The sequence below is a fragment of the Aminobacter niigataensis genome (genome assembly GCF_014200015.1).
GTDB lineage: Bacteria > Pseudomonadota > Alphaproteobacteria > Rhizobiales > Rhizobiaceae > Aminobacter > Aminobacter niigataensis.
This window is the reverse complement of record NZ_JACHOT010000001.1, coordinates 1112366-1138022: the sequence shown is the minus strand read 5'-3', so window position 1 is coordinate 1138022 and position 25657 is coordinate 1112366. Positions and strand designations below refer to the sequence as shown.

Annotated in this window: 35 protein-coding genes and 1 pseudogene; 35 read left to right on the top strand and 1 reads right to left on the bottom strand. The window is 61.8% G+C overall.

The annotated features are described in order from the left end of the window. Window positions 1-149: 149 nt before the first annotated feature. Window positions 150-1571 (top strand): APC family permease, encoded by a 1422-nt coding sequence (locus GGQ99_RS05695; RefSeq protein WP_183261255.1) that lies wholly within the window; start codon window positions 150-152, stop codon window positions 1569-1571. A gap of 30 nt (window positions 1572-1601) precedes the next feature. Here GGQ99_RS05695 and GGQ99_RS05690 read toward each other — a convergent pair whose 3' ends face one another. Beyond that, window positions 1602-1883 (bottom strand): transcriptional regulator, encoded by a 282-nt coding sequence (locus tag GGQ99_RS05690; protein ID WP_108608193.1) that lies wholly within the window; start codon window positions 1881-1883, stop codon window positions 1602-1604. A 474-nt stretch (window positions 1884-2357) separates the two neighbouring features. Between GGQ99_RS05690 and rpsL the strand changes: the two genes are divergently transcribed. The 34 genes and pseudogenes from rpsL to blh all read left to right on the top strand — a co-directional run bounded on the left by rpsL (window position 2358) and on the right by blh (window position 25654). After that, entirely contained in the window at window positions 2358-2729 is a 372-nt protein-coding gene (gene rpsL / locus GGQ99_RS05685; RefSeq protein ID WP_008837709.1) for a 30S ribosomal protein S12, read from the top strand. 62 nt (window positions 2730-2791) lie between these two features. Continuing rightward, the gene (rpsG, locus tag GGQ99_RS05680; RefSeq protein WP_055973800.1) at window positions 2792-3262 is read left to right on the top strand and encodes a 30S ribosomal protein S7; all 471 of its coding nucleotides are present in this window, start codon (window positions 2792-2794) and stop codon (window positions 3260-3262) included. 32 nt (window positions 3263-3294) lie between these two features. Continuing rightward, entirely contained in the window at window positions 3295-5385 is a 2091-nt protein-coding gene (gene fusA, locus GGQ99_RS05675) for an elongation factor G (RefSeq protein ID WP_183261253.1), read from the top strand. A 67-nt stretch (window positions 5386-5452) separates the two neighbouring features. After that, a complete protein-coding gene (gene tuf / locus GGQ99_RS05670) occupies window positions 5453-6628 on the top strand; it encodes an elongation factor Tu (protein WP_108608191.1) in 1176 nt (391 codons plus the stop codon). A 63-nt stretch (window positions 6629-6691) separates the two neighbouring features. Beyond that, entirely contained in the window at window positions 6692-7000 is a 309-nt protein-coding gene (rpsJ, locus tag GGQ99_RS05665; protein ID WP_006205468.1) for a 30S ribosomal protein S10, read from the top strand. A 58-nt stretch (window positions 7001-7058) separates the two neighbouring features. Continuing rightward, window positions 7059-7769: a 50S ribosomal protein L3 gene (gene rplC, locus GGQ99_RS05660; protein ID WP_108608190.1), complete on the top strand. Its 711-nt coding sequence runs from the start codon at window positions 7059-7061 to the stop codon at window positions 7767-7769. Next, window positions 7769-8389 carry a 50S ribosomal protein L4 gene (gene rplD / locus GGQ99_RS05655; protein WP_108608189.1) on the top strand — a complete coding sequence of 207 codons (621 nt, stop codon included), beginning with the start codon at window positions 7769-7771 and terminating at the stop codon, window positions 8387-8389. The genes rplC and rplD overlap by 1 nt, the downstream gene beginning before the upstream one ends. After that, window positions 8386-8679: a 50S ribosomal protein L23 gene (locus tag GGQ99_RS05650; RefSeq protein ID WP_108608188.1), complete on the top strand. Its 294-nt coding sequence runs from the start codon at window positions 8386-8388 to the stop codon at window positions 8677-8679. Before rplD ends, GGQ99_RS05650 begins: the two co-directional genes overlap by 4 nt. A 22-nt stretch (window positions 8680-8701) precedes the next feature. After that, window positions 8702-9535, top strand: coding sequence for a 50S ribosomal protein L2 (gene rplB, locus GGQ99_RS05645; protein ID WP_108608187.1), 834 nt, complete (start codon window positions 8702-8704; stop codon window positions 9533-9535). A 15-nt stretch (window positions 9536-9550) separates the two neighbouring features. Then, on the top strand, window positions 9551-9829 hold the full coding sequence (rpsS, locus tag GGQ99_RS05640) for a 30S ribosomal protein S19 (protein WP_055976414.1): 279 nt from the start codon (window positions 9551-9553) through the stop codon (window positions 9827-9829). Between the two features lies 1 nt (window position 9830). Next, a complete protein-coding gene (gene rplV, locus GGQ99_RS05635) occupies window positions 9831-10220 on the top strand; it encodes a 50S ribosomal protein L22 (protein ID WP_055976417.1) in 390 nt (129 codons plus the stop codon). Then, window positions 10220-10939, top strand: a complete 720-nt coding sequence (gene rpsC, locus GGQ99_RS05630; protein ID WP_108608186.1) for a 30S ribosomal protein S3 — start codon at window positions 10220-10222, stop codon at window positions 10937-10939. The genes rplV and rpsC overlap by 1 nt, the downstream gene beginning before the upstream one ends. A gap of 27 nt (window positions 10940-10966) precedes the next feature. After that, on the top strand, window positions 10967-11380 hold the full coding sequence (rplP, locus tag GGQ99_RS05625) for a 50S ribosomal protein L16 (RefSeq protein WP_055976423.1): 414 nt from the start codon (window positions 10967-10969) through the stop codon (window positions 11378-11380). Between the two features lie 14 nt (window positions 11381-11394). Beyond that, entirely contained in the window at window positions 11395-11595 is a 201-nt protein-coding gene (gene rpmC, locus GGQ99_RS05620) for a 50S ribosomal protein L29 (RefSeq protein WP_108608185.1), read from the top strand. An 11-nt stretch (window positions 11596-11606) separates the two neighbouring features. Then, window positions 11607-11846, top strand: a complete 240-nt coding sequence (gene rpsQ / locus GGQ99_RS05615) for a 30S ribosomal protein S17 (RefSeq protein WP_108608184.1) — start codon at window positions 11607-11609, stop codon at window positions 11844-11846. Window positions 11847-11914: 68 nt separating this feature from the next. Further along, window positions 11915-12283, top strand: a complete 369-nt coding sequence (gene rplN, locus GGQ99_RS05610; protein ID WP_006205457.1) for a 50S ribosomal protein L14 — start codon at window positions 11915-11917, stop codon at window positions 12281-12283. 12 nt (window positions 12284-12295) lie between these two features. Then, window positions 12296-12610, top strand: a complete 315-nt coding sequence (gene rplX, locus GGQ99_RS05605; protein WP_108608183.1) for a 50S ribosomal protein L24 — start codon at window positions 12296-12298, stop codon at window positions 12608-12610. Next, window positions 12603-13160, top strand: a complete 558-nt coding sequence (rplE, locus tag GGQ99_RS05600) for a 50S ribosomal protein L5 (RefSeq protein ID WP_108608182.1) — start codon at window positions 12603-12605, stop codon at window positions 13158-13160. Before rplX ends, rplE begins: the two co-directional genes overlap by 8 nt. A gap of 27 nt (window positions 13161-13187) precedes the next feature. Beyond that, on the top strand, window positions 13188-13493 hold the full coding sequence (gene rpsN / locus GGQ99_RS05595; RefSeq protein ID WP_055976436.1) for a 30S ribosomal protein S14: 306 nt from the start codon (window positions 13188-13190) through the stop codon (window positions 13491-13493). 12 nt (window positions 13494-13505) lie between these two features. Continuing rightward, complete coding sequence (gene rpsH, locus GGQ99_RS05590; RefSeq protein WP_055976439.1) at window positions 13506-13904, top strand: 30S ribosomal protein S8; 399 nt, start codon at window positions 13506-13508, stop codon at window positions 13902-13904. 38 nt (window positions 13905-13942) lie between these two features. Further along, on the top strand, window positions 13943-14476 hold the full coding sequence (rplF, locus tag GGQ99_RS05585; RefSeq protein ID WP_108608181.1) for a 50S ribosomal protein L6: 534 nt from the start codon (window positions 13943-13945) through the stop codon (window positions 14474-14476). A gap of 87 nt (window positions 14477-14563) precedes the next feature. Then, window positions 14564-14923: a 50S ribosomal protein L18 gene (rplR, locus tag GGQ99_RS05580; RefSeq protein WP_183261251.1), complete on the top strand. Its 360-nt coding sequence runs from the start codon at window positions 14564-14566 to the stop codon at window positions 14921-14923. Window positions 14924-15051: 128 nt separating this feature from the next. Next, a complete protein-coding gene (rpsE, locus tag GGQ99_RS05575) occupies window positions 15052-15621 on the top strand; it encodes a 30S ribosomal protein S5 (RefSeq protein WP_108608179.1) in 570 nt (189 codons plus the stop codon). Between the two features lie 28 nt (window positions 15622-15649). Beyond that, a complete protein-coding gene (gene rpmD / locus GGQ99_RS05570) occupies window positions 15650-15847 on the top strand; it encodes a 50S ribosomal protein L30 (protein ID WP_067961904.1) in 198 nt (65 codons plus the stop codon). Window positions 15848-15868: 21 nt separating this feature from the next. Then, entirely contained in the window at window positions 15869-16342 is a 474-nt protein-coding gene (gene rplO / locus GGQ99_RS05565; RefSeq protein ID WP_108608178.1) for a 50S ribosomal protein L15, read from the top strand. A 134-nt stretch (window positions 16343-16476) separates the two neighbouring features. Next, window positions 16477-17817, top strand: a complete 1341-nt coding sequence (secY, locus tag GGQ99_RS05560; RefSeq protein WP_108608177.1) for a preprotein translocase subunit SecY — start codon at window positions 16477-16479, stop codon at window positions 17815-17817. Continuing rightward, window positions 17814-18404 (top strand): adenylate kinase, encoded by a 591-nt coding sequence (locus tag GGQ99_RS05555; RefSeq protein WP_108608176.1) that lies wholly within the window; start codon window positions 17814-17816, stop codon window positions 18402-18404. Before secY ends, GGQ99_RS05555 begins: the two co-directional genes overlap by 4 nt. 188 nt (window positions 18405-18592) lie before the next feature. After that, window positions 18593-18961 (top strand): 30S ribosomal protein S13, encoded by a 369-nt coding sequence (gene rpsM, locus GGQ99_RS05550; protein ID WP_108608175.1) that lies wholly within the window; start codon window positions 18593-18595, stop codon window positions 18959-18961. A gap of 132 nt (window positions 18962-19093) precedes the next feature. Then, window positions 19094-19483, top strand: a complete 390-nt coding sequence (gene rpsK / locus GGQ99_RS05545; RefSeq protein WP_108608174.1) for a 30S ribosomal protein S11 — start codon at window positions 19094-19096, stop codon at window positions 19481-19483. Between the two features lie 96 nt (window positions 19484-19579). Further along, window positions 19580-20590, top strand: coding sequence for a DNA-directed RNA polymerase subunit alpha (locus GGQ99_RS05540; RefSeq protein ID WP_108608173.1), 1011 nt, complete (start codon window positions 19580-19582; stop codon window positions 20588-20590). A 108-nt stretch (window positions 20591-20698) separates the two neighbouring features. Further along, window positions 20699-21127, top strand: coding sequence for a 50S ribosomal protein L17 (gene rplQ / locus GGQ99_RS05535; RefSeq protein WP_108608172.1), 429 nt, complete (start codon window positions 20699-20701; stop codon window positions 21125-21127). 245 nt (window positions 21128-21372) lie between these two features. Continuing rightward, window positions 21373-22854: a DegQ family serine endoprotease gene (locus tag GGQ99_RS05530; RefSeq protein WP_183261249.1), complete on the top strand. Its 1482-nt coding sequence runs from the start codon at window positions 21373-21375 to the stop codon at window positions 22852-22854. 33 nt (window positions 22855-22887) lie between these two features. Further along, a complete protein-coding gene (locus GGQ99_RS05525) occupies window positions 22888-24189 on the top strand; it encodes a replication-associated recombination protein A (protein WP_183261247.1) in 1302 nt (433 codons plus the stop codon). A 125-nt stretch (window positions 24190-24314) separates the two neighbouring features. Beyond that, window positions 24315-25654 (top strand): annotated as a pseudogene (gene blh / locus GGQ99_RS05515) (bifunctional sulfur transferase/dioxygenase Blh). The last annotated feature ends 3 nt before the right edge of the window (window positions 25655-25657 follow it).

Sequence of the window (25657 nt, the reverse complement as noted above, 5' to 3'; positions counted from 1 at the left end):
GCGGCGCTTCGACGCCGGCCCCACGGAGCCTGCGCCCGGGGCAGGTGTGCTCCGCGACGTTAAGCTCATATATTCAGGGCGTTTGACATCCCGAGCCCACGAAAATAGCCTCGTCCTCACAGTGCCATCAGCCCTGAGAGGAGTGCCCGATGACCGACGTCCAAGGCAACGCGACAGGACAGGCGGTATCGGTCGAGCCAAGTCTCCATCGGGTCATGGGCCCTTGGCTGCTTCTTCTCTTCATTGTCGGCGATATCCTGGGCACTGGCATTTACGCCCTGACCGGACAAGTGGCCAAGCAGGTCGGCGGCGTGGTCTGGCTGCCGTTCCTGGTTGCCTTTGTCGTCGCCCTCATCACGGCCTTCAGCTATCTCGAACTGGTGACCAAATACCCCAAGGCGGCAGGAGCCGCTCTTTACGCCCACAAGGCGTTCGGCATCCATTTCATCACCTTCATCGTCGCTTTCGCGGTGATGTGCTCGGGCATCACCTCAGCCTCGACGGCCTCGCGCGCCTTTGCCGCCAACCTGTCGGGCGCCTTTGATCTTGGCCTCACCGGTACCTACGGCATCACGCTCATCGGCCTGGCATTCATGGCGATCGTCGCCGCCGTGAACTTCCGCGGCGTCGGCGAGAGCGTCAAAGCCAATGTCGTGCTGACATGCGTCGAGTTCACCGGCCTGTTGATCATCATCGTCATCGGCCTCTGGGCGATCGGAGCAGGTGAAGGCGACGTCTCCCGCATCACCCAGTTCCACTCCGCGCCCGACCGCAGCGCCTTCTGGTCGGTGATCGCCGCGACCACGCTTGCCTTCTTTGCCATGGTCGGCTTCGAGGACTCGGTCAACATGGCCGAGGAATGCAAGGATCCGACCCGGATCTTCCCAAAGGTCCTGCTGACCGGCCTGCTGATCACCGGGGTGATCTATGTGCTGGTCTCCATCTCGGCGATCACCCTGGTACCGCCGGAACAACTCGGCGAGGGCGAGACGCCGCTGCTCAAGGTGGTTCAGGCCGGTGCGCCTAACTTTCCCGTCGAGGTATTCGGCTTCATCACCATGTTTGCGGTCGCCAACAGCGCCTTGATCAACATGCTGATGGCGAGCCGCCTCGTCTATGGCATGAGCCGCGAACACGTCCTGCCGCAGGTGCTCGGCAAGGTCCATGCGACGCGCCGCACGCCTTACATAGCCATTGGCTTCACCACCTTGCTGGCCTTCGCGCTCATTACCTTTGTCGGGGAAGTTCCGGCTCTCGGTGGAACCACGGCATTGCTGCTGCTGTGCGTCTTCACCGTCGTCAACATTGCCGTGCTGGTGCTGCGCAAGGACAGGGTCGGGCACGATCATTTCCGGACGCCGACACCGCTGCCGATCCTGGGCGCGGTGGCTTGCGCGTTCTTCGCCGGACCGTGGACCGGGCGTGATCTGGTTCAATACAAGATCGCGGGCATCCTGATCGGTATCGGGGTGGTTCTCTGGTTCGTGACGGTCCTAGTCAACCGTGCCACTGGGCAGAGACCCGCCGAGCCGGAAATGGCAGATATCGGCGGGGCAGGGCCGGTCAACTGACCCGGGCGCATCCGGAAGGATGCGCTGCGATCAAAGCGGTTCGTTGAAGGTGACGATCGAGACCTCGCCTTCGAGCGCGCCCTGATATGCGGAGATATGCGGTTCGTCGTCGGGCTCGCCCTGCATGTCGCCGATCTGGTCGAGCTCGGCTTCGGCGTAACCTTCCTTCGCCAACGCCTCTAGTGCGGAGCGCACGGCGGAATCGTCGTCGGGCGCGACCAGCATGATATGCACGCCTTCGGGCTTCGCGCCCTTTTTGCGCCAGACTCGGCCCGTGATGATGGTCACCGGCTTTTCGTCGTTGTCGTTCATCGGTGATTCCCTAGTTTTAGATTCGCAAGTTGGGGATTCGCCCCAGTTTTGGCGATTTTCGCACGAAGAACTGATGCACGACAGGCCAAAGCCCGTTACAAACCGGCAAATAGCCCATGTTGCAGCGCAATAAAGTTGCTCTGGGCCCGCTGAGCCCCCCGAAGCCCCGGTTTCGTTAAGGTTTTTGGTGGGACGGGCTTGACGGTCAGCGGTCATGCGAGTAGATACCGCGTCGTCTGAGCCGATGTGAGGTTGGCTTTTCCGGGGCGACATGCCCTGGAGTTCACCTCAAACAGGGTTCGTTTTTACGAGCGAGAAGACATTTCCGGCGTGCATGAAGCGGTTTCGCTTCCTCTGCCTTTGTTCGGGCAAGACCGTAAGTCGCGGTTTGTGGCCCGAATTCGCGTATGGATTTTGCGCTTGAAGCCGCCCTGAACGGGCTTGAGACACGGAATTGAGAGACAAGAGGGTTTAATGCCTACCGTCAACCAGCTGATCCGCAAGCCGCGCATTGCGCCGGTGAAGCGCAACAAGGTTCCGGCCATGCAGGCCAACCCGCAGAAGCGGGGCGTTTGCACGCGCGTCTATACGACGACGCCGAAGAAGCCGAACTCGGCTCTGCGTAAGGTCGCAAAGATCCGCCTGACCAATGGTTTTGAAGTGATCGGCTACATCCCCGGCGAAGGCCACAACCTTCAGGAGCACTCCGTGGTCATGATCCGCGGCGGCCGCGTGAAGGATCTTCCGGGCGTGCGCTATCACATCATCCGCGGCGTGCTCGACACGCAGGGCGTGAAGAACCGCAAGCAGCGCCGTTCGAAGTACGGTGCGAAGCGTCCGAAGTAAGGTTTTCCGGCTTCGACGCCTTTCCTTTTGCGTCGTGGCCACGAGATTGAGAGACAAGAGCTATGTCCCGTCGTCACAGTGCAGATAAGCGCGAAGTCAACCCGGATCCCAAGTTCGGCGATCTGGTCGTCACCAAGTTCATGAATGCCGTCATGTATGATGGCAAGAAGTCGATCGCTGAAACGATCGTTTACGGTGCGCTCGACCAGGTTCAGGCCAAGACCAAGCAGGAGCCGGTAACGGTCTTCCATCAGGCGCTCGACAATGTCGCGCCGCATGTGGAAGTGCGTTCGCGCCGCGTCGGCGGTGCCACCTACCAGGTTCCGGTCGATGTGCGTCCCGAGCGTCGCCAGGCACTCGCCATTCGTTGGCTGATCACTGCCGCCCGCAACCGCAACGAGACCACCATGGTCGATCGTCTCTCCGGCGAACTGATGGACGCGGCCAATAACCGCGGCACCGCCGTGAAGAAGCGTGAAGACACCCACAAAATGGCGGAAGCCAACCGCGCCTTCGCGCACTACCGCTGGTAACGGCGCGAACGAACGACTGAGAGGCACCTCCCATGGCCCGCGAATACAAGATCGAAGACTACCGCAATTTCGGTATCATGGCGCATATCGACGCCGGCAAGACCACGACGACCGAGCGCATCCTTTACTACACGGGCAAGTCGCACAAGATCGGCGAAGTCCATGACGGCGCTGCCACCATGGATTGGATGGAGCAGGAGCAGGAACGCGGCATCACGATCACGTCCGCTGCCACCACGACCTTCTGGAAGGGTCGCGACGGCAAGCAGCGTCGCTTCAACATCATCGACACCCCCGGCCACGTCGACTTCACCATTGAAGTCGAGCGTTCGCTGCGCGTTCTCGACGGCGCCATTGCGCTGCTCGATGCCAACGCCGGTGTCGAACCGCAGACCGAGACCGTGTGGCGCCAGGCGGACAAGTACAACGTCCCGCGTATGATCTTCTGCAACAAGATGGACAAGATCGGCGCGGACTTCTACCGCTCCTACGAGATGATCAAGTCGCGCCTCGGTGCGACGGCCGTCGCCGTCCAGCTTCCGATCGGCGCTGAAGCCGATTTCAAGGGCGTCGTCGATCTGATCGAGATGAAGGCGCTGGTCTGGCGCGACGAAAGCCTGGGCGCTGCCTGGGACATCGTCGAGATCCCTGCCGACCTCCAGGCCAAGGCCGAAGAGTTCCGTGACAAGATGATCGAGACCGCCGTCGAAATGGACGAGACGGCTCTCGAGAACTACCTCGAAGGCAAGATGCCGTCGAACGACGAACTGCGCGCGCTGATCCGCAAGGGCACCATCGCGGTCAAGTTCTTCCCGATGTTCTGCGGCTCGGCCTTCAAGAACAAGGGCGTTCAGCCGCTGCTCGACGGCGTCGGTGACTTCCTCCCGTCGCCCCTCGACGTGCCTGCCATCAAGGGTATCGACCCGAAGACGGAAGGCGAGATGGAGCGTCATTCGTCGGACGAAGAGCCGCTCTCGATGCTGGCCTTCAAGATCATGAATGATCCGTTCGTCGGCTCGCTCACCTTTTGCCGCATCTATTCGGGCAAGGTGACCAAGGGCGCTTCGCTCGAAAACACCGTCAAGGGCAAGAAAGAGCGTCTCGGCCGTATGCTGCAGATGCACTCGAACTCGCGCTCTGACATCGAAGAGGCTTTCGCCGGCGACATCGTCGCTCTGGCCGGCCTCAAGGAAACGACCACCGGCGACACGCTCTGCGATCCGCTGCACCCGGTCATTCTCGAGCGCATGGAATTCCCCGAGCCGGTCATTCAGATCGCGATCGAGCCGAAGACCAAGGGCGACCAGGAAAAGATGGGCCTCGCGCTCAACCGCCTGGCTGCCGAAGATCCTTCTTTCCGCGTCAAGTCGGACGAAGAATCCGGCCAGACCATCATCGCCGGCATGGGCGAACTCCACCTCGACATCATCGTCGACCGCATGCGTCGCGAGTTCAAGGTCGAGGCCAACGTCGGTGCACCGCAGGTTGCCTATCGCGAGACGATCAGCCGCACGCACGAACAGGACTACACCCACAAGAAGCAGTCGGGTGGTACGGGCCAGTTCGCTCGCGTCAAGATCGTGTTCGAACCGAACCCCGAAGGCGAGGATTTCGTCTTCGAATCGAAGATCGTCGGCGGTGCAGTTCCGAAGGAATACATCCCGGGCGTCGACAAGGGTCTCCGCAGCGTCCTGTCTTCGGGTCCGTTCGCGGGCTTCCCGATGATCGGCGTCAAGGCGACGCTTATCGACGGTGCCTACCACGACGTCGACTCCTCGGTGCTGGCCTTCGAGATCGCCGGTCGCGCCTGCCTTCGCGAAGCAGCTCCCAAGCTGGGCGTCCAGCTGCTCGAGCCGATCATGAAGGTCGAAGTCGTGACGCCGGAAGACTATGTCGGCAACGTCATCGGCGACCTGAACAGCCGTCGTGGCCAGATTCAGGGCCAGGAAAGCCGCGGTGTTGCCGTCGTCGTCAACGCGATGGTTCCGCTGGCCAACATGTTCAAGTACGTGGACAGCTTGCGCTCGATGTCGCAGGGCCGTGCCCAGTACACGATGCAGTTCGACCACTACGAGCCGGTTCCGACCGCGGTCGCTCAGGAAGTTCAGAAGAAATACGCGTAATTCCAAGGAATTGCAGCGTTTTATTAATTCAACGCCCTTATCGGGCTAGCAGGAATGGAGACCTCACATGGCAAAAGGTAAATTCGAGCGTAATAAGCCTCATGTGAACATTGGCACGATTGGTCACGTCGACCACGGCAAGACGTCGCTGACGGCGGCGATCACGAAGTATTTCGGCGAGTTCAAGGCCTACGACCAGATCGACGCAGCGCCTGAAGAGAAGGCCCGCGGCATCACCATTTCGACGGCACACGTCGAATACGAGACGCCGGCCCGCCACTACGCTCACGTCGACTGCCCCGGCCACGCCGACTATGTCAAGAACATGATCACCGGTGCTGCCCAGATGGACGGCGCGATCCTGGTCGTCTCGGCTGCCGACGGCCCGATGCCGCAGACCCGCGAGCACATCCTGCTCGCCCGTCAGGTCGGCGTTCCGGCCCTGGTGGTGTTCCTCAACAAGGTCGACCTGGTCGACGACGCCGAGCTGCTCGAGCTGGTCGAGCTCGAAGTGCGCGAGCTGCTGTCGAAGTACGAGTTCCCCGGCGACGACATTCCGATGATCAAGGGTTCGGCTGTTGCTGCCCTCAACGATTCGGACAAGAAGATCGGCGAAGACGCGATCCGCGAGCTGATGGCTGCGGTCGACGCCTACATCCCGACGCCTGAGCGTCCGATCGACCGTCCGTTCCTGATGCCGATCGAAGACGTGTTCTCGATCTCGGGCCGCGGCACGGTTGTCACCGGTCGCGTCGAGCGCGGCATCGTCAAGGTTGGCGAAGAAGTCGAGATCGTCGGCATCAAGGCGACCTCGAAGACGACGGTTACCGGCGTCGAGATGTTCCGCAAGCTGCTCGACCAGGGCCAGGCCGGCGACAACATCGGCGCGCTGATCCGCGGCGTTGGCCGTGAAGACGTCGAGCGCGGCCAGGTGCTGTGCAAGCCGGGTTCGGTCAAGCCGCACAAGAAGTTCGTGGCTGAAGCCTACATCCTGACCAAGGAAGAGGGTGGCCGTCACACGCCGTTCTTCACCAACTACCGTCCGCAGTTCTATTTCCGCACGACCGACGTGACCGGCATCGTGTCGCTGCCGGAAGGCACCGAGATGGTCATGCCCGGCGACAACATCACCGTTGACGTCGAGCTGATCGTGCCGATCGCCATGGAAGAGAAGCTCCGCTTCGCTATCCGTGAAGGCGGCCGCACCGTCGGCGCCGGCATCGTCGCTTCGATCAAAGAATAATCCGAATAACGATCTGTCGCGGGCGGGAATACGCCCGCGCCGCGCCAGAACAAGGAAGTGACCATGAACGGACAGAATATCCGCATCCGCCTCAAGGCGTTTGACCACCGGGTTCTCGACGCTTCGACCCGCGAGATCGTGTCGACCGCAAAGCGCACCGGCGCCAACGTTCGCGGCCCGATCCCGCTGCCGACGCGGATCGAGAAGTTCACGGTGAACCGCTCGCCGCACGTCGACAAGAAGAGCCGCGAGCAGTTCGAGATGCGCACGCACAAGCGTCTGCTGGACATCGTCGATCCGACCCCGCAGACCGTCGATGCTCTGATGAAGCTCGACCTCGCCGCAGGTGTCGACGTCGAAATCAAGCTCTAAGAGCTAACATGAGCCGCGCGAGCAGATCCAAACGGCTCCTCTGAAGGAAAACGAACCGATGCGTTCAGGTGTAATTGCACAGAAGGTGGGAATGACCCGCGTCTATAATGACGCTGGCGAGCACGTTCCCGTCACCGTTCTCCGCATGGAGAACTGCCAGGTCGTGGCGCAGCGCACGCAGGAGAAGAATGGCTACACCGCCGTTCAGCTCGGCGTCGGCCTCGCCAAGGTGAAGAATACGTCGAAGGCGATGCGCGGTCATTTCGCTGCCGCCTCCGTCGAGCCGAAGTCGAAGGTCGCCGAATTCCGCGTCTCCGCCGACAACATGCTCGATGTCGGCTCCGAGATCACCGTCGAGCATTTCGTCCCCGGCCAGAAGGTCGATGTGACGGGCACCTCGATCGGTAAGGGTTTCCAGGGCGTCATCAAGCGGCACAACTTCGGTGGCGGCCGCGCTACCCACGGTAACTCGGTGTCGCACCGTACCCATGGTTCGACTGGCCAGCGCCAGGACCCGGGCAAGGTGTTCAAGGGCAAGAAAATGGCCGGCCACATGGGCGACGTTCGCGTCACCACCCAGAACGTCGAGGTCGTCTCGACCGACGCCGACCGTGGTCTGATCCTGATCCGCGGTGCGGTTCCGGGCTCGAAGGGTGCATGGATCCTGGTTCGCGATGCGGCCAAGATCGCGCTGCCCGAGAATGCGCCGAAGCCGGCCGCGATCCGCGCCGTCAGCAAACAGGCTCCGGCCAACGAGGGAGCGGAATAATGGACCTCAAGATTACAACCCTCGCAGGCAAGGATGCCGGCAAGGTTGAGCTCTCGGAAGAGATCTTCGGCCTCGACCCGCGCGAAGACGTGCTCCAGCGCGTCGTGCGTTGGCAGCTCGCCAAGAAGCAGCAGGGCACGCACAAGGCCAAGGGTCGCGCGGAAATCGCGCGCACCGGCGCCAAGATGTACAAGCAGAAGGGTACGGGCCGCGCTCGTCACCATTCGGCACGCGCTCCGCAGTTCCGCGGCGGCGGCAAGGCCCACGGCCCGGTCGTCCGCAGCCACGAGCACGACCTTCCCAAGAAGGTCCGCGCTCTCGGTCTGAAGCACGCCCTGTCGGCCAAGGCCAAGGCATCGAACCTGATCATCGTCGACGAGCTGACGCTCGCCGAGGGCAAGACCAAGGCACTGATCGCGAATTTCGCGTCGCTGGGCCTGACCAATGCCCTGGTGATCGGCGGCGCCGAGCTTGACCTCAACTTCAAGCGCGCAGCGACCAACATCCCGAACATCGATGTCCTGCCGATCCAGGGCATCAACGTTTACGACATTCTGCGCCGCGGCACGCTGGTCCTTTCGAAGGCCGCCGTCGAGGCTCTCGAGGAGCGCTTCAAATGACGGATCTCCGCCACTATGACGTGATCGTCAGCCCGGCGATCACCGAAAAGTCGACCATGGCTTCTGAATACAACCAGGTCGTCTTCAACGTCGCCAAGAAGGCGAGCAAGCCTGAGATCAAGGCTGCCGTCGAAGCGCTGTTCGGCGTGAAGGTGACTGCTGTGAACACCCTGGTCCGCAAGGGCAAGGTGAAGCGCTTCCGCGGCACGATCGGCCGCCAGAGCGACGTCAAGAAGGCGGTAGTGACGCTGGCCGACGGCCAGTCGATCGACGTCGCGACGGGCCTCTGAGCTAGACCGCGAGGACAGGACAATGGCACTTAAGAAATTCAAGCCAGTAACGCCGAGCACCCGCCAGCTGGTCATCGTCGACCGCTCGGGCCTCCACAAGGGCAAGCCCGTCAAGGGTCTGACCGAGGGCCTGACGAAGTCGGGCGGCCGCAACAACTACGGTCGCATCACGGCTCGCTTCATCGGCGGCGGTCACAAGCGTACGTACCGCATCATCGACTTCAAGCGTCGCAAGTTCGACGTCGTCGGCACGGTCGAGCGTCTCGAGTACGATCCGAACCGCACTGCGTTCATCGCGCTGATCAAGTATGACGACGGCGAGCTGAGCTACATCATTGCCCCGCAGCGTCTGCAGGCCGGCGACAAGATCATCGCTGGTGAGCAGGTCGACGTGAAGCCGGGCAACGCAATGCCGCTTGCTTCGATGCCTGTCGGCACGATCGTGCACAACATCGAGCTGAAGCCCGGCAAGGGCGGCCAGGTCGCTCGTTCGGCTGGCGCTTACGCCCAGCTCGTCGGTCGTGACCAGGGCATGGCGATCCTTCGCCTCAACTCGGGTGAACAGCGCGTCGTCAGCGGTCTGTGCATCGCCACCGTCGGTGCCGTGTCCAACCCGGACCATGGCAACATCAACGACGGCAAGGCAGGCCGCACGGTCTGGCGTGGCAAGCGTCCGCACAACCGCGGCGTGACCATGAACCCGGTCGACCATCCGCACGGCGGTGGTGAAGGCCGCACCTCGGGCGGACGCCATCCGGTGTCGCCGTGGGGCAAGCCCACCAAGGGCAAGAAGACGCGGTCCAACAAGGCGACCGACAAGTTCATCCTGCGCTCGCGCCATCAGCGCAAGAGCTAAGAAGAGGTAACGCCAGTGACTCGTTCAGTCTGGAAAGGCCCGTTCATTGACGGCTATCTGCTCAAGAAGGCAGAGAAGGTTCGTGAAGGCGGTCGCAATGAGGTGATCAAGATGTGGAGCCGTCGCTCCACTGTCTTGCCGCAGTTCGTCGGCCTCACCTTCGGTGTCTACAACGGCCAGAAGCACGTCCCGGTCTCGGTGAACGAGGACATGGTCGGCCACAAGTTCGGTGAGTTTGCTCCCACCAGGACCTACTACGGTCACGGCGCGGACAAGAAGGCAAAGAGGAAGTAACATGGGCAAGGCCAAAGCTCCGCGCAGGCTTGCTGACAATGAGGCACGTGCGGTCCTCCGCACGATCCGGGTCAGCCCGCAGAAGCTCAACCTCGTTGCCGCGCTGATCCGCGGCAAGAAGGTAGCGACCGCGCTTTCCGATCTGGAATTTTCGCGCAAGCGCATCGCCGGTACGGTCAAGAAGACCCTCGAATCGGCTATCGCTAACGCGGAAAACAATCACGACCTCGATGTCGACGCGCTGGTGGTGGCGGAAGCCTTTGTTGGCAAGTCGATCGTCATGAAGCGTTTCCACGCTCGTGGCCGTGGTCGCGCCAGCCGCATCGAGAAGCCGTTTTCGCACCTCACGATCGTCGTTCGTGAAGTCGAAGAGAAAGGGGAGGCCGCATAATGGGCCAGAAAATCAATCCTATTGGTCTCCGCCTCGGCATCAACCGCACCTGGGACTCGCGCTGGTACGCAAACACCGGCGAGTACGGCCAACTGCTCCACGAAGACATCAAGATCCGCAAGTATCTTGAGTCCGAGCTGAAGCAGGCCGCGATTTCCAAGGTGGTGATCGAGCGTCCGCACAAGAAGTGCCGCGTGACCATTCACGCCGCACGTCCGGGCCTGATCATCGGCAAGAAGGGCGCCGACATCGAAAAGCTTCGCAAGAAGCTGATGGAGATGACGAAGTCCGAGACGCACCTCAACATCGTTGAGGTTCGCAAGCCCGAGACCGACGCTACGCTGGTCGCTCAGTCGATCGCGCAGCAGCTCGAGCGCCGCATTGCCTTCCGTCGCGCCATGAAGCGCGCGGTGCAGTCGGCCATGCGTCTCGGCGCAGAGGGCATCCGCATCAATTGCTCGGGCCGCCTCGGCGGCGCTGAAATCGCTCGTATGGAGTGGTACCGCGAAGGTCGCGTTCCGCTGCACACCCTGCGCGCTGACGTCGACTACGGCACGGCCGAGGCACAGACCGCCTATGGCATCTGCGGCGTCAAGGTGTGGGTGTTCAAGGGCGAGATCCTCGAGCACGATCCGATGGCTTCCGAGCGTCGCGCAACCGAAGGCGATCATTCGCATGCTGGCGAGCGCCCCGAGCGCCGCCGTCGCGAAAACGCCTGACACGCATAGGAATTTGGAGTTAGAACGATGCTGCAGCCAAAGCGCACAAAGTTCCGTAAGCAGTTCAAGGGCCGCATCCACGGTACCGCGAAGGGTGGCACCAACCTGGATTTCGGCGGCTTCGGACTGAAGGCGCTTGAGCCAAACCGCGTCACCGCGCGTGAGATCGAGGCGGCTCGCCGCGCGATCACCCGCGAAATGAAACGTCAGGGCCGCGTCTGGATCCGTATTTTTCCGGACGTTCCCGTCACGTCGAAGCCGACCGAAGTCCGCATGGGTAAGGGCAAGGGCGCCGTCGACTACTGGGCATGCCGCATCAAGCCGGGCCGCGTGATGTTCGAGATCGATGGTGTTTCCGAGGAAGTGGCGCGTGAAGCGCTCCGTCTCGGCGCCGCCAAGCTCTCGGTCAGGACGCGTTTCGTTCAGCGCATCGCAGAATAAGGAAGGGCTGAATCATGAAAGCCTCGGACATCAGGACGAAGACCCAGGACCAGCTCACTGACGAGCTCGGCAGCCTCAAGAAGGAGCAGTTCAACCTGCGCTTCCAGAAGGCGACGGGACAGCTGGAAAAGACGGCGCGCGTGAAGCAGGTCCGTAAGGACATTGCGCGCATCAAGACCATCGCGGCCGAAAAATCGGCCGGTAAGAAGGCGTAAGGACGAGAACCATGCCAAAGCGCATCCTGCAGGGTACCGTCGTCAGCGACAAGAACGAGAAGACGGTCGTCGTCAAGGTCGAGCGTCGCTTCACGCACCCGGTGATGAAGAAGACCGTGCGTATGTCGAAGAACTACAAGGCGCACGACGAAAACAACGCCCACAAGGTCGGCGACATTGTGCTTATCCAGGAATCGAAGCCGATTTCCAAGGACAAGCGCTGGGTCGTCGTGACTTCGGACCAGGCGTAACAACGAATTTTGGACAAGCCGGGGAGGGCGGTAGCCCGTCCCGTTAGAAAAGAAGAAGGCGGCCAGTCATGATTCAGATGCAAACAAACCTCGACGTCGCGGATAATTCCGGCGCTCGTCGTGTCATGTGCATCAAGGTGCTGGGCGGCTCGAAGCGGAAGTATGCCTCCGTTGGCGACATCATCGTGGTGTCGATCAAGGAAGCCATTCCGCGCGGCCGCGTAAAGAAGGGTGACGTGATGAAGGCGGTCGTGGTTCGCACGGCCAAGGACATCCGTCGTCCGGACGGCAGCGTGATCCGTTTCGACAAGAACGCGGCCGTTCTTGTCGATAACAAGAAAGAACCGATCGGCACGCGTATCTTCGGGCCGGTTCCGCGCGAACTCCGCGCCAAGAACCACATGAAGATCATCTCGCTCGCGCCCGAAGTGCTGTAAGGAGCCGGAACAATGCAGAAGATCCGTAAAGGCGACAAGGTTGTCGTTCTGGCCGGCAAGGACAAGGGCCGCACCGGCGAGGTGCTGTCTGTTCAGCCGAAGGAAGACAAGGCACTTGTCCGCGGCGTGAACATGATCCGCCGCCACCAGAAGCAGTCCCAGACCCAAGAGGGCGGGATCATCACCAAGGAAGCGCCGATCCACCTGTCGAACCTCGCGCTCGTCGACCCCAAGGATGGCAAGCCGACCCGCGTCGGTTTCCAGATCCAGAAGGACGGCACGAAGGTGCGTGTCGCCAAGCGCTCGGGAGAAGTCATCAATGGCTAATGCAACCATCGAGCCACGCCTGAAGACGGTCTACAAGGAGACCATCCGCACGGCGATGCAGGAACAGTTCAAGTACGCCAACGTCATGCAGATCCCGCGCATTGACAAGATCGTGCTCAACATGGGTGTCGGCGAAGCCACCGCGGATTCGAAGAAGCCCACGGTTGCCGCCGAGGACCTGGCGATGATCGCCGGCCAGAAGCCGGTCATCACTCGCGCCCGTAAGTCGATTGCCGGCTTCAAGGTGCGTGAGCAGATGCCGATCGGTGCCAAGGTGACGCTTCGCCAGGAGCGCATGTACGAGTTTTTGGACCGTCTCGTGAACATCGCCCTCCCGCGCGTTCGCGACTTTCGCGGCCTGAACCCGAAAAGCTTTGACGGCCGCGGAAATTACGCTATGGGCCTCAAGGAGCATATCGTGTTCCCCGAGATCAACTACGACAAGGTTGATCAGATGTGGGGTATGGACATCATCGTTTGCACGACCGCCAAGACGGACGACGAAGCCCGGGCTCTGCTCAAGGCTTTCAACTTCCCCTTCCGGCAGTAACGGCAGCGAGCAAAGGAAAAATCTGAAATGGCAAAGACCAGCTCAGTCGAGAAGAACAACCGGCGCCGCAAGCTTGTGGACCAGTACGCTGCCAAGCGTAAGGCCCTCAAGGACGTCATCATGGATCAGTCCAAGCCGATCGAGGAACGCTTCCGCGCGCAGCTCAAGCTCGCCGCGCTGCCGCGCAACTCGGCCAAGATCCGTATCCGTAATCGCTGCGAAGTCACCGGTCGTCCGCGTGCCTACTATCGCAAGCTTAAGATGTCGCGTATCGCGCTTCGTGATCTGGGCTCGACGGGAGCAATCCCGGGCCTGGTCAAGTCGAGCTGGTAAGGAGCATTTGATATGTCTTTGAGTGATCCTCTCGGCGATATGCTGACCCGTATCCGCAATGCCTATGGCCGCAAGAAGTCGACGGTGTCGACGCCTGCGTCCAGGCTGCGCGCCCGTGTTCTCGACGTGCTGAAGTCGGAAGGCTACATCCGCGACTACAGCCAGACCGACTTCGAAAACGGCAAGTCCGAGATCGAAATCGAGCTGAAGTACTTCGACGGCCAGCCGGTGATCCGCGAAATTGCGCGTGTCTCCAAGCCGGGCCGCCGTGTCTACGTCTCGTCCAAGTCGATTCCGCCGGTCGCCAACGGCCTGGGCATCTCGATCCTTTCGACCCCGAAGGGCGTGATGGCCGACCACGAAGCGCGCGAACAGAACGTCGGCGGGGAAATCCTCTGCCAGATCTTCTGATCTGCGTAGGCTGAAACAAGAAAGGCGAGGACAAGACAATGTCTCGTATTGGCAAGAAACCCGTTCAGCTTCCGCAGGGCGTATCCGCGACCGTCACCGGCCAGACCGTGACGGCGAAGGGCCCCAAGGGTGAGCTGAAGTTCGTGGTCAACGACGAAGTTCTGGTCAAGATGGAAGAAGGCGAGATCGCCGTTCAGCCGCGCGACCAGTCGAAGGACGCCCGCTCCAAGTGGGGCATGTCGCGGACCCAGATCGTCAACATCCTGACCGGTGTTAAGGACGGCTTCGAAAAGAAGCTCGAGATCACCGGCGTCGGCTATCGTGCCGCACTCCAGGGCAAGAACCTGCAGCTGGCCCTTGGCTTCAGCCATGACGTCGTTTATCAGACGCCGGAAGGCATCACCATCACGGTGCCGAAGCCTACTGAAATCGTCGTCACGGGTATCGACAAGCAGCAGGTAGGCCAGGTCGCCGCCGAGATCCGCGAATATCGTGGTCCGGAGCCCTACAAGGGCAAGGGCGTCCGCTATGCAGGCGAGAAGATCGTCCGCAAAGAAGGCAAGAAGAAGTAATAGCAACGCCGCGGTGCGCGGTCGCGGGAAGCGTTTCAGCTTACCGCAGATGGCCGCGCCCGTTTCAGAAGGCAAGGAACCACTACTATGGCTTCGAAAGAAACCACTCTGCGTCGCTCGTCGCGCATCCGCCGCCAGCTCAAGAAGGTCGCCAACGGCCGTCCGCGCCTGTCGGTTCACCGCACGTCGAAGAACATCTACGTCCAGGTCATCGACGATGCCAATGGCCGTACGCTCGCTGCCGCTTCCACCCTCGAGAAGGACCTCAAGGGCACGCTGAAGACCGGTGCCGACACGGCTGCCGCGACTGCGGTTGGCAAGCTGATCGCCGAGCGCGCTTCGAAGGCCGGCGTCAAGGAGGTCGTTTTCGACCGTGGCGCCTATATCTATCACGGCCGCATCAAGGCGCTTGCCGAAGCTGCCCGCGAAGGTGGCCTGAACTTCTGATGCAGGAACCGGCGTAGCGCGTGGCGCTGCGCCGCATCACTGACCAGTTGCAATAAATCCGGCGACGCTATAGACGCCGGATTTGGTTTTTAACCCCCGTGCTTCCGGAAAAAAATAAGGATAGGAATATGGCACAAGAACGTAGGGAAGGCGGTCGCGAGCGTAGCCGTGACCGTGAAGAGCGCGACAGCGAATTCGTCGATAAGCTCGTACACATCAACCGCGTTGCCAAGGTCGTCAAGGGCGGCCGGCGTTTCGGTTTTGCAGCACTCGTCGTCGTCGGCGACCAGAAGGGCCGCGTTGGCTTTGGTCACGGCAAGGCGCGCGAAGTGCCGGAAGCGATCCGCAAGGCAACCGAATCGGCCAAGCGCGACATGATCTTTGTGCCGCTCCGTTCGGGCCGTACGCTGCACCACGACGTTGAAGGTCGTTGGGGCGCTGGCCGTGTTCTGCTGCGCTCTGCCAAGCAGGGTACCGGCATCATCGCAGGCGGCCCGATGCGCGCTGTCTTCGAGACGCTCGGCATGCACGACGTCGTCGCCAAGTCGATGGGTTCGTCGAACCCCTACAACATGGTTCGTGCGACCTTCGATGCGCTGAAGAACCAGTTGCATCCGAAGGATGTGGCTGCTCAGCGCGGCATCAAGTACTCGACCCTTCAGGCCCGCCGCGGCACCGCCGTTGCGGCTGAAGAATAGTCGCTCGAGCTGACCAGGGACAATGACCATGGCCAAGAAAGCAACCAAGACCATCACCGTCGAGCAGATCGGTAGCCCGATCCGCCGGCCGAAGGAGCAGCGTGCCACGCTGGTCGGCCTCGGCCTCAACAAGATGCATCGCAAGCGCACCCTGGAGGATACTCCTTCCGTGCGCGGCATGATCGCAGCTGTCCAGCACCTCGTCCGCGTTGTGGACGAGGCGTAGGCCGATCGCAGGAGATAGAACATGAAACTCAACGATCTGCGTGACAACACCGGCGCGACGCACTCCAAGAAGCGCCTTGGCCGCGGCATCGGCTCCGGCTCCGGCAAGACCGGCGGCCGCGGCGTCAAGGGTCAGAAGGCCCGTTCGGGCGTCGCGATCAACGGCTTCGAGGGTGGCCAGATGCCGCTCTATCGTCGCCTGCCGAAGCGCGGCTTCACCAACATCTTCGCCAAGAGCTACAACACCGTTTCGCTGGCCCGTATCCAGGTCGCGATCGATGCCAAGAAGCTCGATGCGAAAGAGACCGTGACGGCGGAAGCCCTCGTCAAGGCCGGCGTGATTCGCCGCGTCAAGGACGGCGTCCGCATCCTCAGCGACGGCGAACTCAAGACCAAGGTGGCCTTCGACGTCGCCGGCGCTTCCAAGCCTGCGATCGAGAAGATCGAAAAGGCTGGAGGATCGGTGAAGCTGCCTGAAGTGGCAGCGGCCGAATAAAAGGCTTTGCAAAGTAAGCGGCGGTAGAGATACCGCCGCTTGCATGTTTGCCGTCCGGAGCCTATCTCGTGGCTTCGGTGATACGCGCCGCGCCCATCTGCGGCATTGCGGCGTGACCAAGCGGAGTACCCTGAATGGCATCGGCTGCTGAACAACTGGCATCCAATCTGAATTTCGCAGCCTTCGCCAAGGCCGAAGATCTCAAGAAACGTATCTGGTTCACCCTCGGCGCGCTGCTGGTCTACCGCCTCGGCACCTATATTCCGCTCCCCGGCATCAACCCCGATGCATTCGCGCAGGCTTTCACCCAGCAGAGCCGCGGCGTTCTCGGCATTTTCAACATGTTTGCCGGTGGTGCAGTCGAGCGCATGGCGCTGTTTGCACTCGGCATCATGCCCTACATCTCCGCTTCCATCATCATGCAGCTCATGACGTCGGTCGTCCCGTCGCTCGAAGCGCTGAAGAAGGAAGGTGAGCAGGGCCGCAAGGTCATCAATCAGTACACCCGCTATGGCACCGTGCTTCTGGCGCTTGTTCAGGCTTACGGCATTTCGGTCGGGCTTGAGAGCGGTAACGGAATCGTCTCGGATCCGGGCATGTTCTTCCGTGCTTCGACGGTCATCACGCTCGTCGGCGGCACGATGTTCCTGATGTGGCTCGGCGAGCAGATCACCGCCCGCGGCATCGGCAACGGTATCTCGCTGATCATCTTCGCCGGCATCGTCGCCGGGCTTCCGAGCGCTATCAGTGGCACTCTGGAACTCGGCCGCACAGGTGCGCTGTCGACCGGCCTGATTCTCGCGATCATCGTCCTGGCGATCGTCGTCATCGCCGTGATCGTGTTTTTCGAGCGTGCCCAGCGCCGCCTTCTGATCCAGTATCCGAAGCGCCAGGTCGGCAACCGCATGTTCCAAGGCGATACGTCGCACCTGCCGCTGAAGCTCAACACCGCCGGCGTCATTCCTCCGATCTTCGCTTCGTCGCTTCTGCTGCTGCCGGCGACCGTCGCGGGCTTCTCGAACACTGCCACGCTGCCTGGCTGGGTGAGCACGATCATGGCCGCGCTCGGCCACGGCCAGCCGCTCTACATGGCGCTCTACGCGGCGATGATCATCTTCTTCGCCTTCTTCTACACGGCTATCGTCTTCAATCCGAAGGACACGGCCGATCAGCTGAAGAAGCATTCGGGCTTCATTCCCGGCTATCGTCCTGGCGAGCGCACCGCGGAATACATCGACTACGTGCTGACCCGCGTCACGGTGGTCGGCGCCGCCTATCTCGTCATCATCTGCTTGCTGCCGGAGTTCCTGATCTCGGCGACCGGCGTTCCCTTCTACCTTGGTGGTACTTCGCTTCTGATCGTGGTCAATGTAACCCTTGATACGGTGGCGCAGATTCAGGGTCACCTGATCGCCCATCAGTATGAGGGGCTGATCAAGAAGTCGAAGCTCCGTGGAGGTAAGAGGGGAAGATGAGGCTGATATTGCTTGGACCGCCGGGAGCGGGCAAGGGGACGCAAGCTCAGAGGTTGGTCGACAAGCACGGCATTCCTCAACTTTCCACCGGCGACATGCTGCGCGCAGCGGTCAAGGCGGAAACGGAAGTCGGCAAGCGCGCCAAGGCGGTGATGGACGCCGGCGAACTGGTCTCGGACGAAATCGTCAATGCGATTGTCGCCGAACGGATCGACCAGGACGACTGCGCCCAGGGCTTCATCCTCGACGGTTATCCGCGCACGCTGGCACAGGCCGACGCCGTTGCCGACATGCTGGCCGAACGCGGCATGTTCCTCGACGTGGTCGTAGAACTCGTTGTCGACGACAAGGCGCTTGTCGGCCGTATCCTGAAGCGCGCCGAGGAGGCCAAGGCGGCCGGCCAGCCGGTGCGCAAGGACGACAATGCCGAGGTCTTCGACGAACGGCTGCGCGAGTACTACAAGAAGACCGCTCCGCTGATCGGCTATTACTACGCCAATGACCTGCTCAAGCAGGTCGACGGCATGGCCCCGATGGACGAAGTGACGGCACAGATCGAAGCGGTTCTGGCGACTGTCGCCAGCTAATCGTCGCACACAGACTTGACGGACGGGCCGATCCGGAGTATGGCGGCCCGTCTTCCATTCAGGCATGATGCTGTTTGCCCGTAAGGGCGCAAAGTCATATTGAAACGGAAAACCCGCAAGGGCCGGCCTCCACCGGACGCGGGGCAACTTGAAGCGCCGGCATGGTCCGGCCCAAATGGAGTGAAAAGATGGCTCGTATAGCCGGCGTTAATATTCCGACCAACAAGCGCGTTGTGATCTCGCTTCAGTACATTCACGGGATTGGCAAGAAGTTCGCCCAGGAGATCGTCGAGAAGGTCGGTATCCCGGCTGAGCGTCGCGTCAACCAGCTGACCGATGCCGAAGTCCTGGCGATCCGCGAGACGATTGACCGCGACTATCAGGTCGAAGGCGATCTGCGCCGCGAAGTTTCGATCAACATCAAGCGTCTGATGGACCTCGGCTGCTACCGCGGCCTGCGTCACCGTCGTTCGCTTCCGGTCCGTGGCCAGCGCACGCATACCAATGCGCGCACCCGCAAGGGCCCGGCGAAGGCAATTGCCGGCAAGAAGAAGTAATTTCGTATCTCCGGCGGGTTTCGGCTCGCCGGTTTCGCCTTATTTGGGCGGGTGTTCGGCCTGACACCTTAAACGCAGGCTGGTGTAGCCGCTGGTATTACGGCGGTGAAGAGATCAACTGAAAGGACTGCTATGGCTAAGGAAGCCGCACGCGTTCGCCGTCGCGAACGCAAGAACATCTCGTCGGGCGTCGCCCACGTCAATTCGACCTTCAACAACACCATGATCACCATCTCCGATGCACAGGGCAACACGATTGCCTGGTCCTCGGCTGGTGCGCAGGGCTTCAAGGGTTCGCGCAAGTCGACCCCGTTCGCGGCCCAGATGGCTGCTGAAGACGTTGCCAAGAAGGCACAGGAACACGGCATGCGCATGCTGGAAGTGGAAGTCTGCGGTCCGGGTTCGGGTCGTGAGTCGGCTCTGCGCGCGCTCCAGGCAGCGGGTTTCACCATCACGTCGATCCGCGACGTGACGCCGATTCCGCACAATGGTTGCCGCCCGCGCAAGAAGCGTCGCGTCTAATATTTCACCCCCGCGCGAGCGCCTTGTGCGCTCGTTTGCGGTTTCCAGGTCGCCCGTCACGATTGGATGGTGTCGGGCTAACGGAAGGAAGCGAATATGATCCAGAAAAACTGGCAGGAACTGATCAAGCCGAACAAGATCGAGTTCTCGTCCAAGAAGAAGACGCAGACCACGCTCGTCGCCGAGCCGCTTGAGCGTGGCTTCGGCCTGACGCTCGGCAATGCGCTCCGTCGCGTGCTTTTGTCGTCGCTTCGTGGCGCTGCCGTCACTGCGGTGCAGATCGACGGCGTGCTGCATGAGTTCTCTTCCATCGGCGGCGTTCGTGAAGACGTCACCGACATCGTGCTCAACATCAAGGAAATCGCCATCCGCATGGAAGGCGACGGCCCGAAGCGCATGGTCGTTCGCAAGCAGGGCCCTGGTGCCGTGCTCGCCGGCGATATCCAGACGGTCGGCGACGTCGAGATCCTGAACCCGGACCACGTTATCTGCACCCTCGACGAGGGCGCCGAGATCCGCATGGAGTTTACCGTCGACACCGGCAAGGGTTATGTGCCGGCCGAACGCAACCGCGCTGAAGACGCTCCGATCGGTCTCATCCCGGTCGACAGCCTCTACTCGCCGGTCAAGAAGGTTTCGTACAAGGTCGAGAACACCCGCGAGGGCCAGGTTCTGGACTACGACAAGCTGACCATGACCATCGAGACAGACGGTTCGATCACCGGCGAGGACGCAGTGGCTTTCGCTGCTCGCATCCTGCAGGACCAGCTTGCACTGTTCGTCAACTTCGACGAGCCGCAGAAGGAAGTTGCAGCCGAGGCCGTTACCGAGCTCGCCTTCAACCCGGCGCTGCTCAAGAAGGTCGACGAACTGGAGCTTTCGGTCCGTTCGGCCAACTGCCTCAAGAACGACAACATCGTTTACATCGGCGACCTGATCCAGAAGACGGAAGCCGAGATGCTGCGTACGCCGAACTTCGGCCGCAAGTCGCTCAACGAGATCAAGGAAGTTCTGGCCGCAATGGGCCTGCACCTCGGTATGGAAGTGCAGGACTGGCCGCCGGAAAACATCGAAGACCTCGCCAAGCGATACGAAGACCAGTACTAAGAAGACCTAGTCGAGCATGGTTCCGAGGCCCGGATATCCGGTCCGACGGCCTTGCGGAAAACCATCAGAGGCCGTGGCCTCTTGAACAACTGAAGAAGGAAAAGAGCCATGCGTCACGGTTTTAAAGGCCGTCGCTTCGCCCGCAGCGTAAGCCACCGCAAGTCCATGTTCGCCAACCTCTCGGTCTCGCTGATCGAGCACGAGCAGATCGTGACCACGCTCGAAAAGGCGAAGGACCTGCGTCCGATCGTCGAGAAGCTGGTGACGCTCGGCAAGCGCGGCGACCTGCATGCCCGCCGCCAGGTGATCGCCCAGATCGGCAACGAGAACGTCGTGAAGCGTCTGTTCGACGTCGTCGCGCCGCGTTACGCCACCCGCAACGGCGGCTACCTGCGCATCATGAAGGCTGGCTTCCGCCGCGGTGACAACGCCGCGATGGCCGTCATCGAGTTCGTCGATCGCGACACCTCGGCCAAGGGCGCAGGCGACCGCGTTCGTCTCGAAGCCGAAGCTGTCAACGAAGCTGAAGCTGCATAAGCTTTCCGCATCGTGTTATGAACCGAAGGGGCCCTTGTGGCCCCTTTTGTTTTGGGTGGTGTGTCGGTCAGATCGCTGTGACGTGGTTTGCCGGGCGATGCGGGCGCACGGCGCGTAGAGGTTTCAGCGGTCCTTCCGTAACCGGGGCCAACCAAGCGGAAATAACCGCTTTTCGGGCCCCTCTAGCCTTTCAATTTGCACAATCGTCGCGACAATGGCGCCAACTATGCATTGGAGGATTCGCCATGCGTGCGAAACGATATCTGTCGCTTGCGCTGTGCACCTGGATGACGCTTGCCAGCGGTGCGACGGCCCAGGAGGCGCCGACCACCGGGGATCCGGGCCTGTCGGATGTGCTGACGGATCTGCTGAATGGCGGCAAGGGCGGCGGGGCCGCAACGCCCGGTCCCGATCGGCGTGTGCCATTCGGACGGGAAGAGATGCAGCTGTCGTTTGCGCCGCTGGTCAAGGACACGGCGGCAGCGGTTGTCAATGTCTACGCCTCCAAGCAGGTGAAGGTGCGGTCGCCATTCGAGGGCGATCCGTTCTTCGAACAGTTCTTCGGTCGGTCGGGTCCGCGCAACCGTTCGTCGCTCGGTTCGGGCGTTCTGGTCGACCCAAGCGGCATCGTCGTCACCAACAACCATGTCGTCCAGGATGCCGACCAGGTGAAGGTCGCGCTCTCTGACGGCCGTGAATTCACCAGCAAGGTGCTGCTCAAGGACGAGACCCTTGACCTTGCCGTGCTCAAGATCGATTCTGACAAGCCGTTCCCGACCGTCGCCATTGGCGATTCCGACGCGCTGCAGGTTGGCGATCTGGTGCTGGCCATCGGCAATCCGTTCGGCGTTGGCCAGACCACGACAAGCGGCATCGTCTCGGCCCTTGCCCGCACGCATATCGGCGTGTCGGACTCCGGCTTCTTCATCCAGACCGATGCGGCGATCAACCCGGGCAATTCGGGCGGTGCGCTGATCAACATGGGCGGCCAACTCATCGGCATCAACACGGCGATCTTCAGCCGCACCGGCGGCTCGATCGGCATTGGTTTTGCCATCCCGTCGAACATGGTGCGTGCCTTCACCGAAGCGGCCAAGGGCGGCGCCGAGTTCTTCGAGCGGCCGTTCATCGGCGCTTCGTTCGAACCGGTGACGCCGCAGATCGCAGAATCCCTTGGCATGGATCATCCTTCCGGCGCGCTGATCTCGTCGGTCGACGAGAACGGCCCCGCAGCGCGCGCCGGGCTGAAGCCTGGAGATGTGGTGTTGGCATTCAATGGCGCTGCCATCGAACACATGGAAGCGCTTGACTACCGCCTGGCCACGCAGCCGGTCGGCGGCAAGGCGACCCTTTCGGTGCTGACCAAGGGCGAGGAGAAGTCGATCGAAGTTGCGCTTGAGCGTGCACCTGAGGGCACCAGTTCGAACGAGGTGCTACTGCGCGGCCGCAGCCCGTTTGCCGGCGCCAAGGTTGCCGAATTGTCGCCGCGGCTGGCCCAGCGCCTGCGTGTCGCGACCGACACCAAGGGCGTGGCGATCGTCGGCATCGACGGTGGCTCGCCGGCGGCAGGTTTCGGCTTCCAACTGGGCGACATCGTCCGCGAGGTCAATGGCGAGACCGTCGACACCGCTGCCAAGCTGAAGCAGCTTGCCGAGGAAGACACCCGTTGGTGGCGCTTCACCGTCGAGCGCGACGGCCGCATCATGCGGCAGATGCTGCGCTATTAGGCGTGGCAGCCGGACCGCCGGGAGGCTGACGTCTTGAGTTCCCTTTTCGACGAGGCCGTACCCCGACCACTGGCCGAGACGCTGCGTCCGCAACGCATCGGTGAGGTCATCGGACAGGATCATCTGCTTGGTCCCGACGGCCCCATCGGCCGCATGATCAAGGCGCGAAAGGTATCCTCGTTCATCCTCTGGGGCCCGCCCGGCGTCGGCAAGACGACCATCGCGCGGCTGGTCGCCAAGGAAGTCGGCCTCGATTTCGTGCAGCTGTCGGCGGTCCTTTCGGGTGTCGCCGACCTGCGCAAGGTCATCGACGCCGCCAAGCAGCTGCGCAGCGGGGCAGGGCGGCAGACGGTGGTGTTCGTCGACGAGTTGCACCGGTTCAACCGCACCACACAGGATGCCCTGCTGCCGCATGTCGAAGACGGCACGATCGTGCTGATCGGGGCTACGACCGAGAACCCGAGTTTCAGCCTGGTGGCGGCTCTGCTGTCGCGCGCCAAGGTCTACACGCTCAGGCGCTTCGAAAAGGAAGACCTCGCCATTCTGGCCGAGCGTGCGGAAGCGCACACGGGCAGGAAACTCCCCCTCGAACCGGCCGCACGCGACACGCTGCTGACCATGGCGGATGGCGACGGGCGCTACCTGATCGGCCTCTGCGAGGAATTGCTGGCGCTGCCCGATGGCACGATGCTGGATGTGGCAGCCCTTGCCGAAGCCGTCCAGAAGCGGGCGCCTGTCTACGACAAGGGCCAGGAAGAGCACTACAATCTGCTCAGTTGTTTCCATAAGAGCCTGCGCGGCAGCGATGTGCAGGCAGCGCTCTATTGGGCAGCCCGCATGGTCATCGGCGGCGAGGACCCCGGTACCATCTTTCGCCGTCTGGCATGCGCTGCGTCCGAAGATGTCGGCATGGCGGATCCGCAGGCGATGCCGCAGGTGGTGGCGGCCTGGAGCGCTTTCGAGCGCGTCGGCTGGCCGGAAGGGCGGCTGTTCATGGCGCAGGCGATCACCTATGTGGCGACCGCGCCCAAGTCGAACGCTTCCTACATGGGCTTCAACCAGGCGATTGCACTCGCCCAGCAGACCGGGTCGCTGGCGCCGCCGAAGCACATCCTGAATGCGCCGACCAAGCTGATGAAGGAACTCGGCTACCACGAAGGCTACCGCTACGACCACGACTATCCCGACGCCTTTTCCGGGCAGGAATTCATGCCCGACGAACTGGCCGGCCCGAACCGGCCCGAATTCTACGTGCCCAACGAGCGCGGCTTCGAACGCGACGTCAAGAAGCGACTCGACTACTGGGGCAAGCGCCGCCAGGATCGCGGCGGCTAGCAAAGGCAGAGGCCGCGGGCGAGGCGGCATCAATCTTTAGTTACAAAAAATCTATTGCAAGAAAACGCAATCATTCATATTAAATCGTGTAGCGGCCTACGCAAGCGCTTTTGATAGGATGTGTGATGAAGCAGGTTACCGACAAGCTCTGGATTTCCGGCCAGCCAACGGACGCTGATCTGGCTGTTGCTGCCCAAGCGGGCATTCGCAGGATCATCAACAACCGCCCCGAAAACGAGGAGCCGACCCAACCCGGCATGGCCGAAGCCGCCGCGTTGGCAGGGCAGTTGGGCATGGACTTCGTCAATGTCCCGGTGTTGTCTGGGCGCTACACGCTGGAAGCCGTACGGGCCTTCCAGAAGGCTGTCGACGAGGCCCAGGGCCCGGTTCTCGCCCATTGCAAGGGCGGCACGCGCTCGCTGACGCTTTGGGCGATCGGCGAGGTACTCGATGGCCGGATGAAACTGACGGATATCGATGCGCTCGGCGAACGGCTGGGCACCAATCTGGCCGGCGCCAAGGATTGGCTGCGCACCAACTCCTGATGCTTTGCAAATGCACGACAACCTTGTGGGGCAGATGATGGTACAGAAACCCGAAGTCTCCGCCTTCTTCGATCCGCGCACCCTTTTCCGTCCAGTATGTCGTTGCCGATCCGGCGACCAGGAAATGCGCGATCATCGACCCGGTACTCGATTTCGACGAGAAATCAGGCGCCACGGCCACCGGCAATGCTGACCGTATCCTCGATTTCGTCGAGGAGCAGGGGCTGACCGTCGAGTGGGTCCTCGACACCCATCCCCACGCCGACCATTTTTCCGCGGCCCGCTATCTCAAGTCGAGGACCGGTGCACGGACAGCTATCGGCGAACGCGTCATCGAGGTGCAGAAACTCTGGAAGGCCATCTACAACTGGACGGACCTCGCCGCCGACGGGTCGCAGTGGGACAAACTGTTTGCCGAGGGCGAGACCTTCTTCATCGGCGAGCTCCCGGCAAAGGTGCTGTTCTCGCCCGGCCACACGCTGGCCTCGATCACCTATGTGGTCGGCGATGCCGCTTTCATCCACGACACGCTGTTCATGCCCGACAGCGGCACGGCACGGGCCGATTTTCCCGGTGGCAGCGCCAAGCGCCTCTGGCAGTCGATCCAGGAGATCCTGTCGTTGCCCGACGAAACCAGGCTTTTTACGGGACACGACTACCAGCCGGGCGGGCGCCAGCCGCAATGGGAAAGCACCGTCGCTGAGCAAAAGGCGCGCAATACGCACATCTCCAGGCTGGCGACAGAGGCGGAATTCGTCGCGCTTCGCGAAACCCGCGACAGGACGCTGCCGATGCCCAAGCTCATCCTGCACGCGCTGCAGGTCAACATTAATGGCGGGCGCCTGCCTGAGCCCGAAGCCAACGGCAAGCGTTACCTGAAGTTCCCGCTCGACGCCCTGCAGGGCGCAAACTGGGGGTAGGAC

Bases quoted from the DNA above. Each gene is read 5' to 3' on its own strand.
- rpsC (WP_108608186.1), top strand. From the start codon at position 10,220: ATGGGCCAGAAAATCAATCCTATTGGTCTCCGCCTCGGCATCAACCGC.
- GGQ99_RS05695 (WP_183261255.1), top strand. From the start codon at position 150: ATGACCGACGTCCAAGGCAACGCGACAGGACAGGCGGTATCGGTCGAG.
- rpsE (WP_108608179.1), top strand. From the start codon at position 15,052: ATGGCACAAGAACGTAGGGAAGGCGGTCGCGAGCGTAGCCGTGACCGT.
- rplO (WP_108608178.1), top strand. From the start codon at position 15,869: ATGAAACTCAACGATCTGCGTGACAACACCGGCGCGACGCACTCCAAG.
- rplD (WP_108608189.1), top strand. From the start codon at position 7,769: ATGGACCTCAAGATTACAACCCTCGCAGGCAAGGATGCCGGCAAGGTT.
- rpsG (WP_055973800.1), top strand. From the start codon at position 2,792: ATGTCCCGTCGTCACAGTGCAGATAAGCGCGAAGTCAACCCGGATCCC.
- rpsH (WP_055976439.1), top strand. From the start codon at position 13,506: ATGTCTTTGAGTGATCCTCTCGGCGATATGCTGACCCGTATCCGCAAT.
- GGQ99_RS05690 (WP_108608193.1), bottom strand. From the start codon at position 1,883: ATGAACGACAACGACGAAAAGCCGGTGACCATCATCACGGGCCGAGTC.
- rpsL (WP_008837709.1), top strand. From the start codon at position 2,358: ATGCCTACCGTCAACCAGCTGATCCGCAAGCCGCGCATTGCGCCGGTG.
- rplX (WP_108608183.1), top strand. From the start codon at position 12,296: ATGCAGAAGATCCGTAAAGGCGACAAGGTTGTCGTTCTGGCCGGCAAG.
- rpmC (WP_108608185.1), top strand. From the start codon at position 11,395: ATGAAAGCCTCGGACATCAGGACGAAGACCCAGGACCAGCTCACTGAC.
- tuf (WP_108608191.1), top strand. From the start codon at position 5,453: ATGGCAAAAGGTAAATTCGAGCGTAATAAGCCTCATGTGAACATTGGC.
- rplC (WP_108608190.1), top strand. From the start codon at position 7,059: ATGCGTTCAGGTGTAATTGCACAGAAGGTGGGAATGACCCGCGTCTAT.
- rpmD (WP_067961904.1), top strand. From the start codon at position 15,650: ATGGCCAAGAAAGCAACCAAGACCATCACCGTCGAGCAGATCGGTAGC.
- rplQ (WP_108608172.1), top strand. From the start codon at position 20,699: ATGCGTCACGGTTTTAAAGGCCGTCGCTTCGCCCGCAGCGTAAGCCAC.
- rplR (WP_183261251.1), top strand. From the start codon at position 14,564: ATGGCTTCGAAAGAAACCACTCTGCGTCGCTCGTCGCGCATCCGCCGC.
- rpsK (WP_108608174.1), top strand. From the start codon at position 19,094: ATGGCTAAGGAAGCCGCACGCGTTCGCCGTCGCGAACGCAAGAACATC.
- rpsM (WP_108608175.1), top strand. From the start codon at position 18,593: ATGGCTCGTATAGCCGGCGTTAATATTCCGACCAACAAGCGCGTTGTG.
- rplN (WP_006205457.1), top strand. From the start codon at position 11,915: ATGATTCAGATGCAAACAAACCTCGACGTCGCGGATAATTCCGGCGCT.
- GGQ99_RS05530 (WP_183261249.1), top strand. From the start codon at position 21,373: ATGCGTGCGAAACGATATCTGTCGCTTGCGCTGTGCACCTGGATGACG.
- rplB (WP_108608187.1), top strand. From the start codon at position 8,702: ATGGCACTTAAGAAATTCAAGCCAGTAACGCCGAGCACCCGCCAGCTG.
- rplP (WP_055976423.1), top strand. From the start codon at position 10,967: ATGCTGCAGCCAAAGCGCACAAAGTTCCGTAAGCAGTTCAAGGGCCGC.
- rplV (WP_055976417.1), top strand. From the start codon at position 9,831: ATGGGCAAGGCCAAAGCTCCGCGCAGGCTTGCTGACAATGAGGCACGT.
- GGQ99_RS05650 (WP_108608188.1), top strand. From the start codon at position 8,386: ATGACGGATCTCCGCCACTATGACGTGATCGTCAGCCCGGCGATCACC.
- secY (WP_108608177.1), top strand. From the start codon at position 16,477: ATGGCATCGGCTGCTGAACAACTGGCATCCAATCTGAATTTCGCAGCC.
- rpsJ (WP_006205468.1), top strand. From the start codon at position 6,692: ATGAACGGACAGAATATCCGCATCCGCCTCAAGGCGTTTGACCACCGG.
- fusA (WP_183261253.1), top strand. From the start codon at position 3,295: ATGGCCCGCGAATACAAGATCGAAGACTACCGCAATTTCGGTATCATG.
- GGQ99_RS05540 (WP_108608173.1), top strand. From the start codon at position 19,580: ATGATCCAGAAAAACTGGCAGGAACTGATCAAGCCGAACAAGATCGAG.
- rpsN (WP_055976436.1), top strand. From the start codon at position 13,188: ATGGCAAAGACCAGCTCAGTCGAGAAGAACAACCGGCGCCGCAAGCTT.
- rpsQ (WP_108608184.1), top strand. From the start codon at position 11,607: ATGCCAAAGCGCATCCTGCAGGGTACCGTCGTCAGCGACAAGAACGAG.
- rplF (WP_108608181.1), top strand. From the start codon at position 13,943: ATGTCTCGTATTGGCAAGAAACCCGTTCAGCTTCCGCAGGGCGTATCC.
- GGQ99_RS05555 (WP_108608176.1), top strand. From the start codon at position 17,814: ATGAGGCTGATATTGCTTGGACCGCCGGGAGCGGGCAAGGGGACGCAA.
- rplE (WP_108608182.1), top strand. From the start codon at position 12,603: ATGGCTAATGCAACCATCGAGCCACGCCTGAAGACGGTCTACAAGGAG.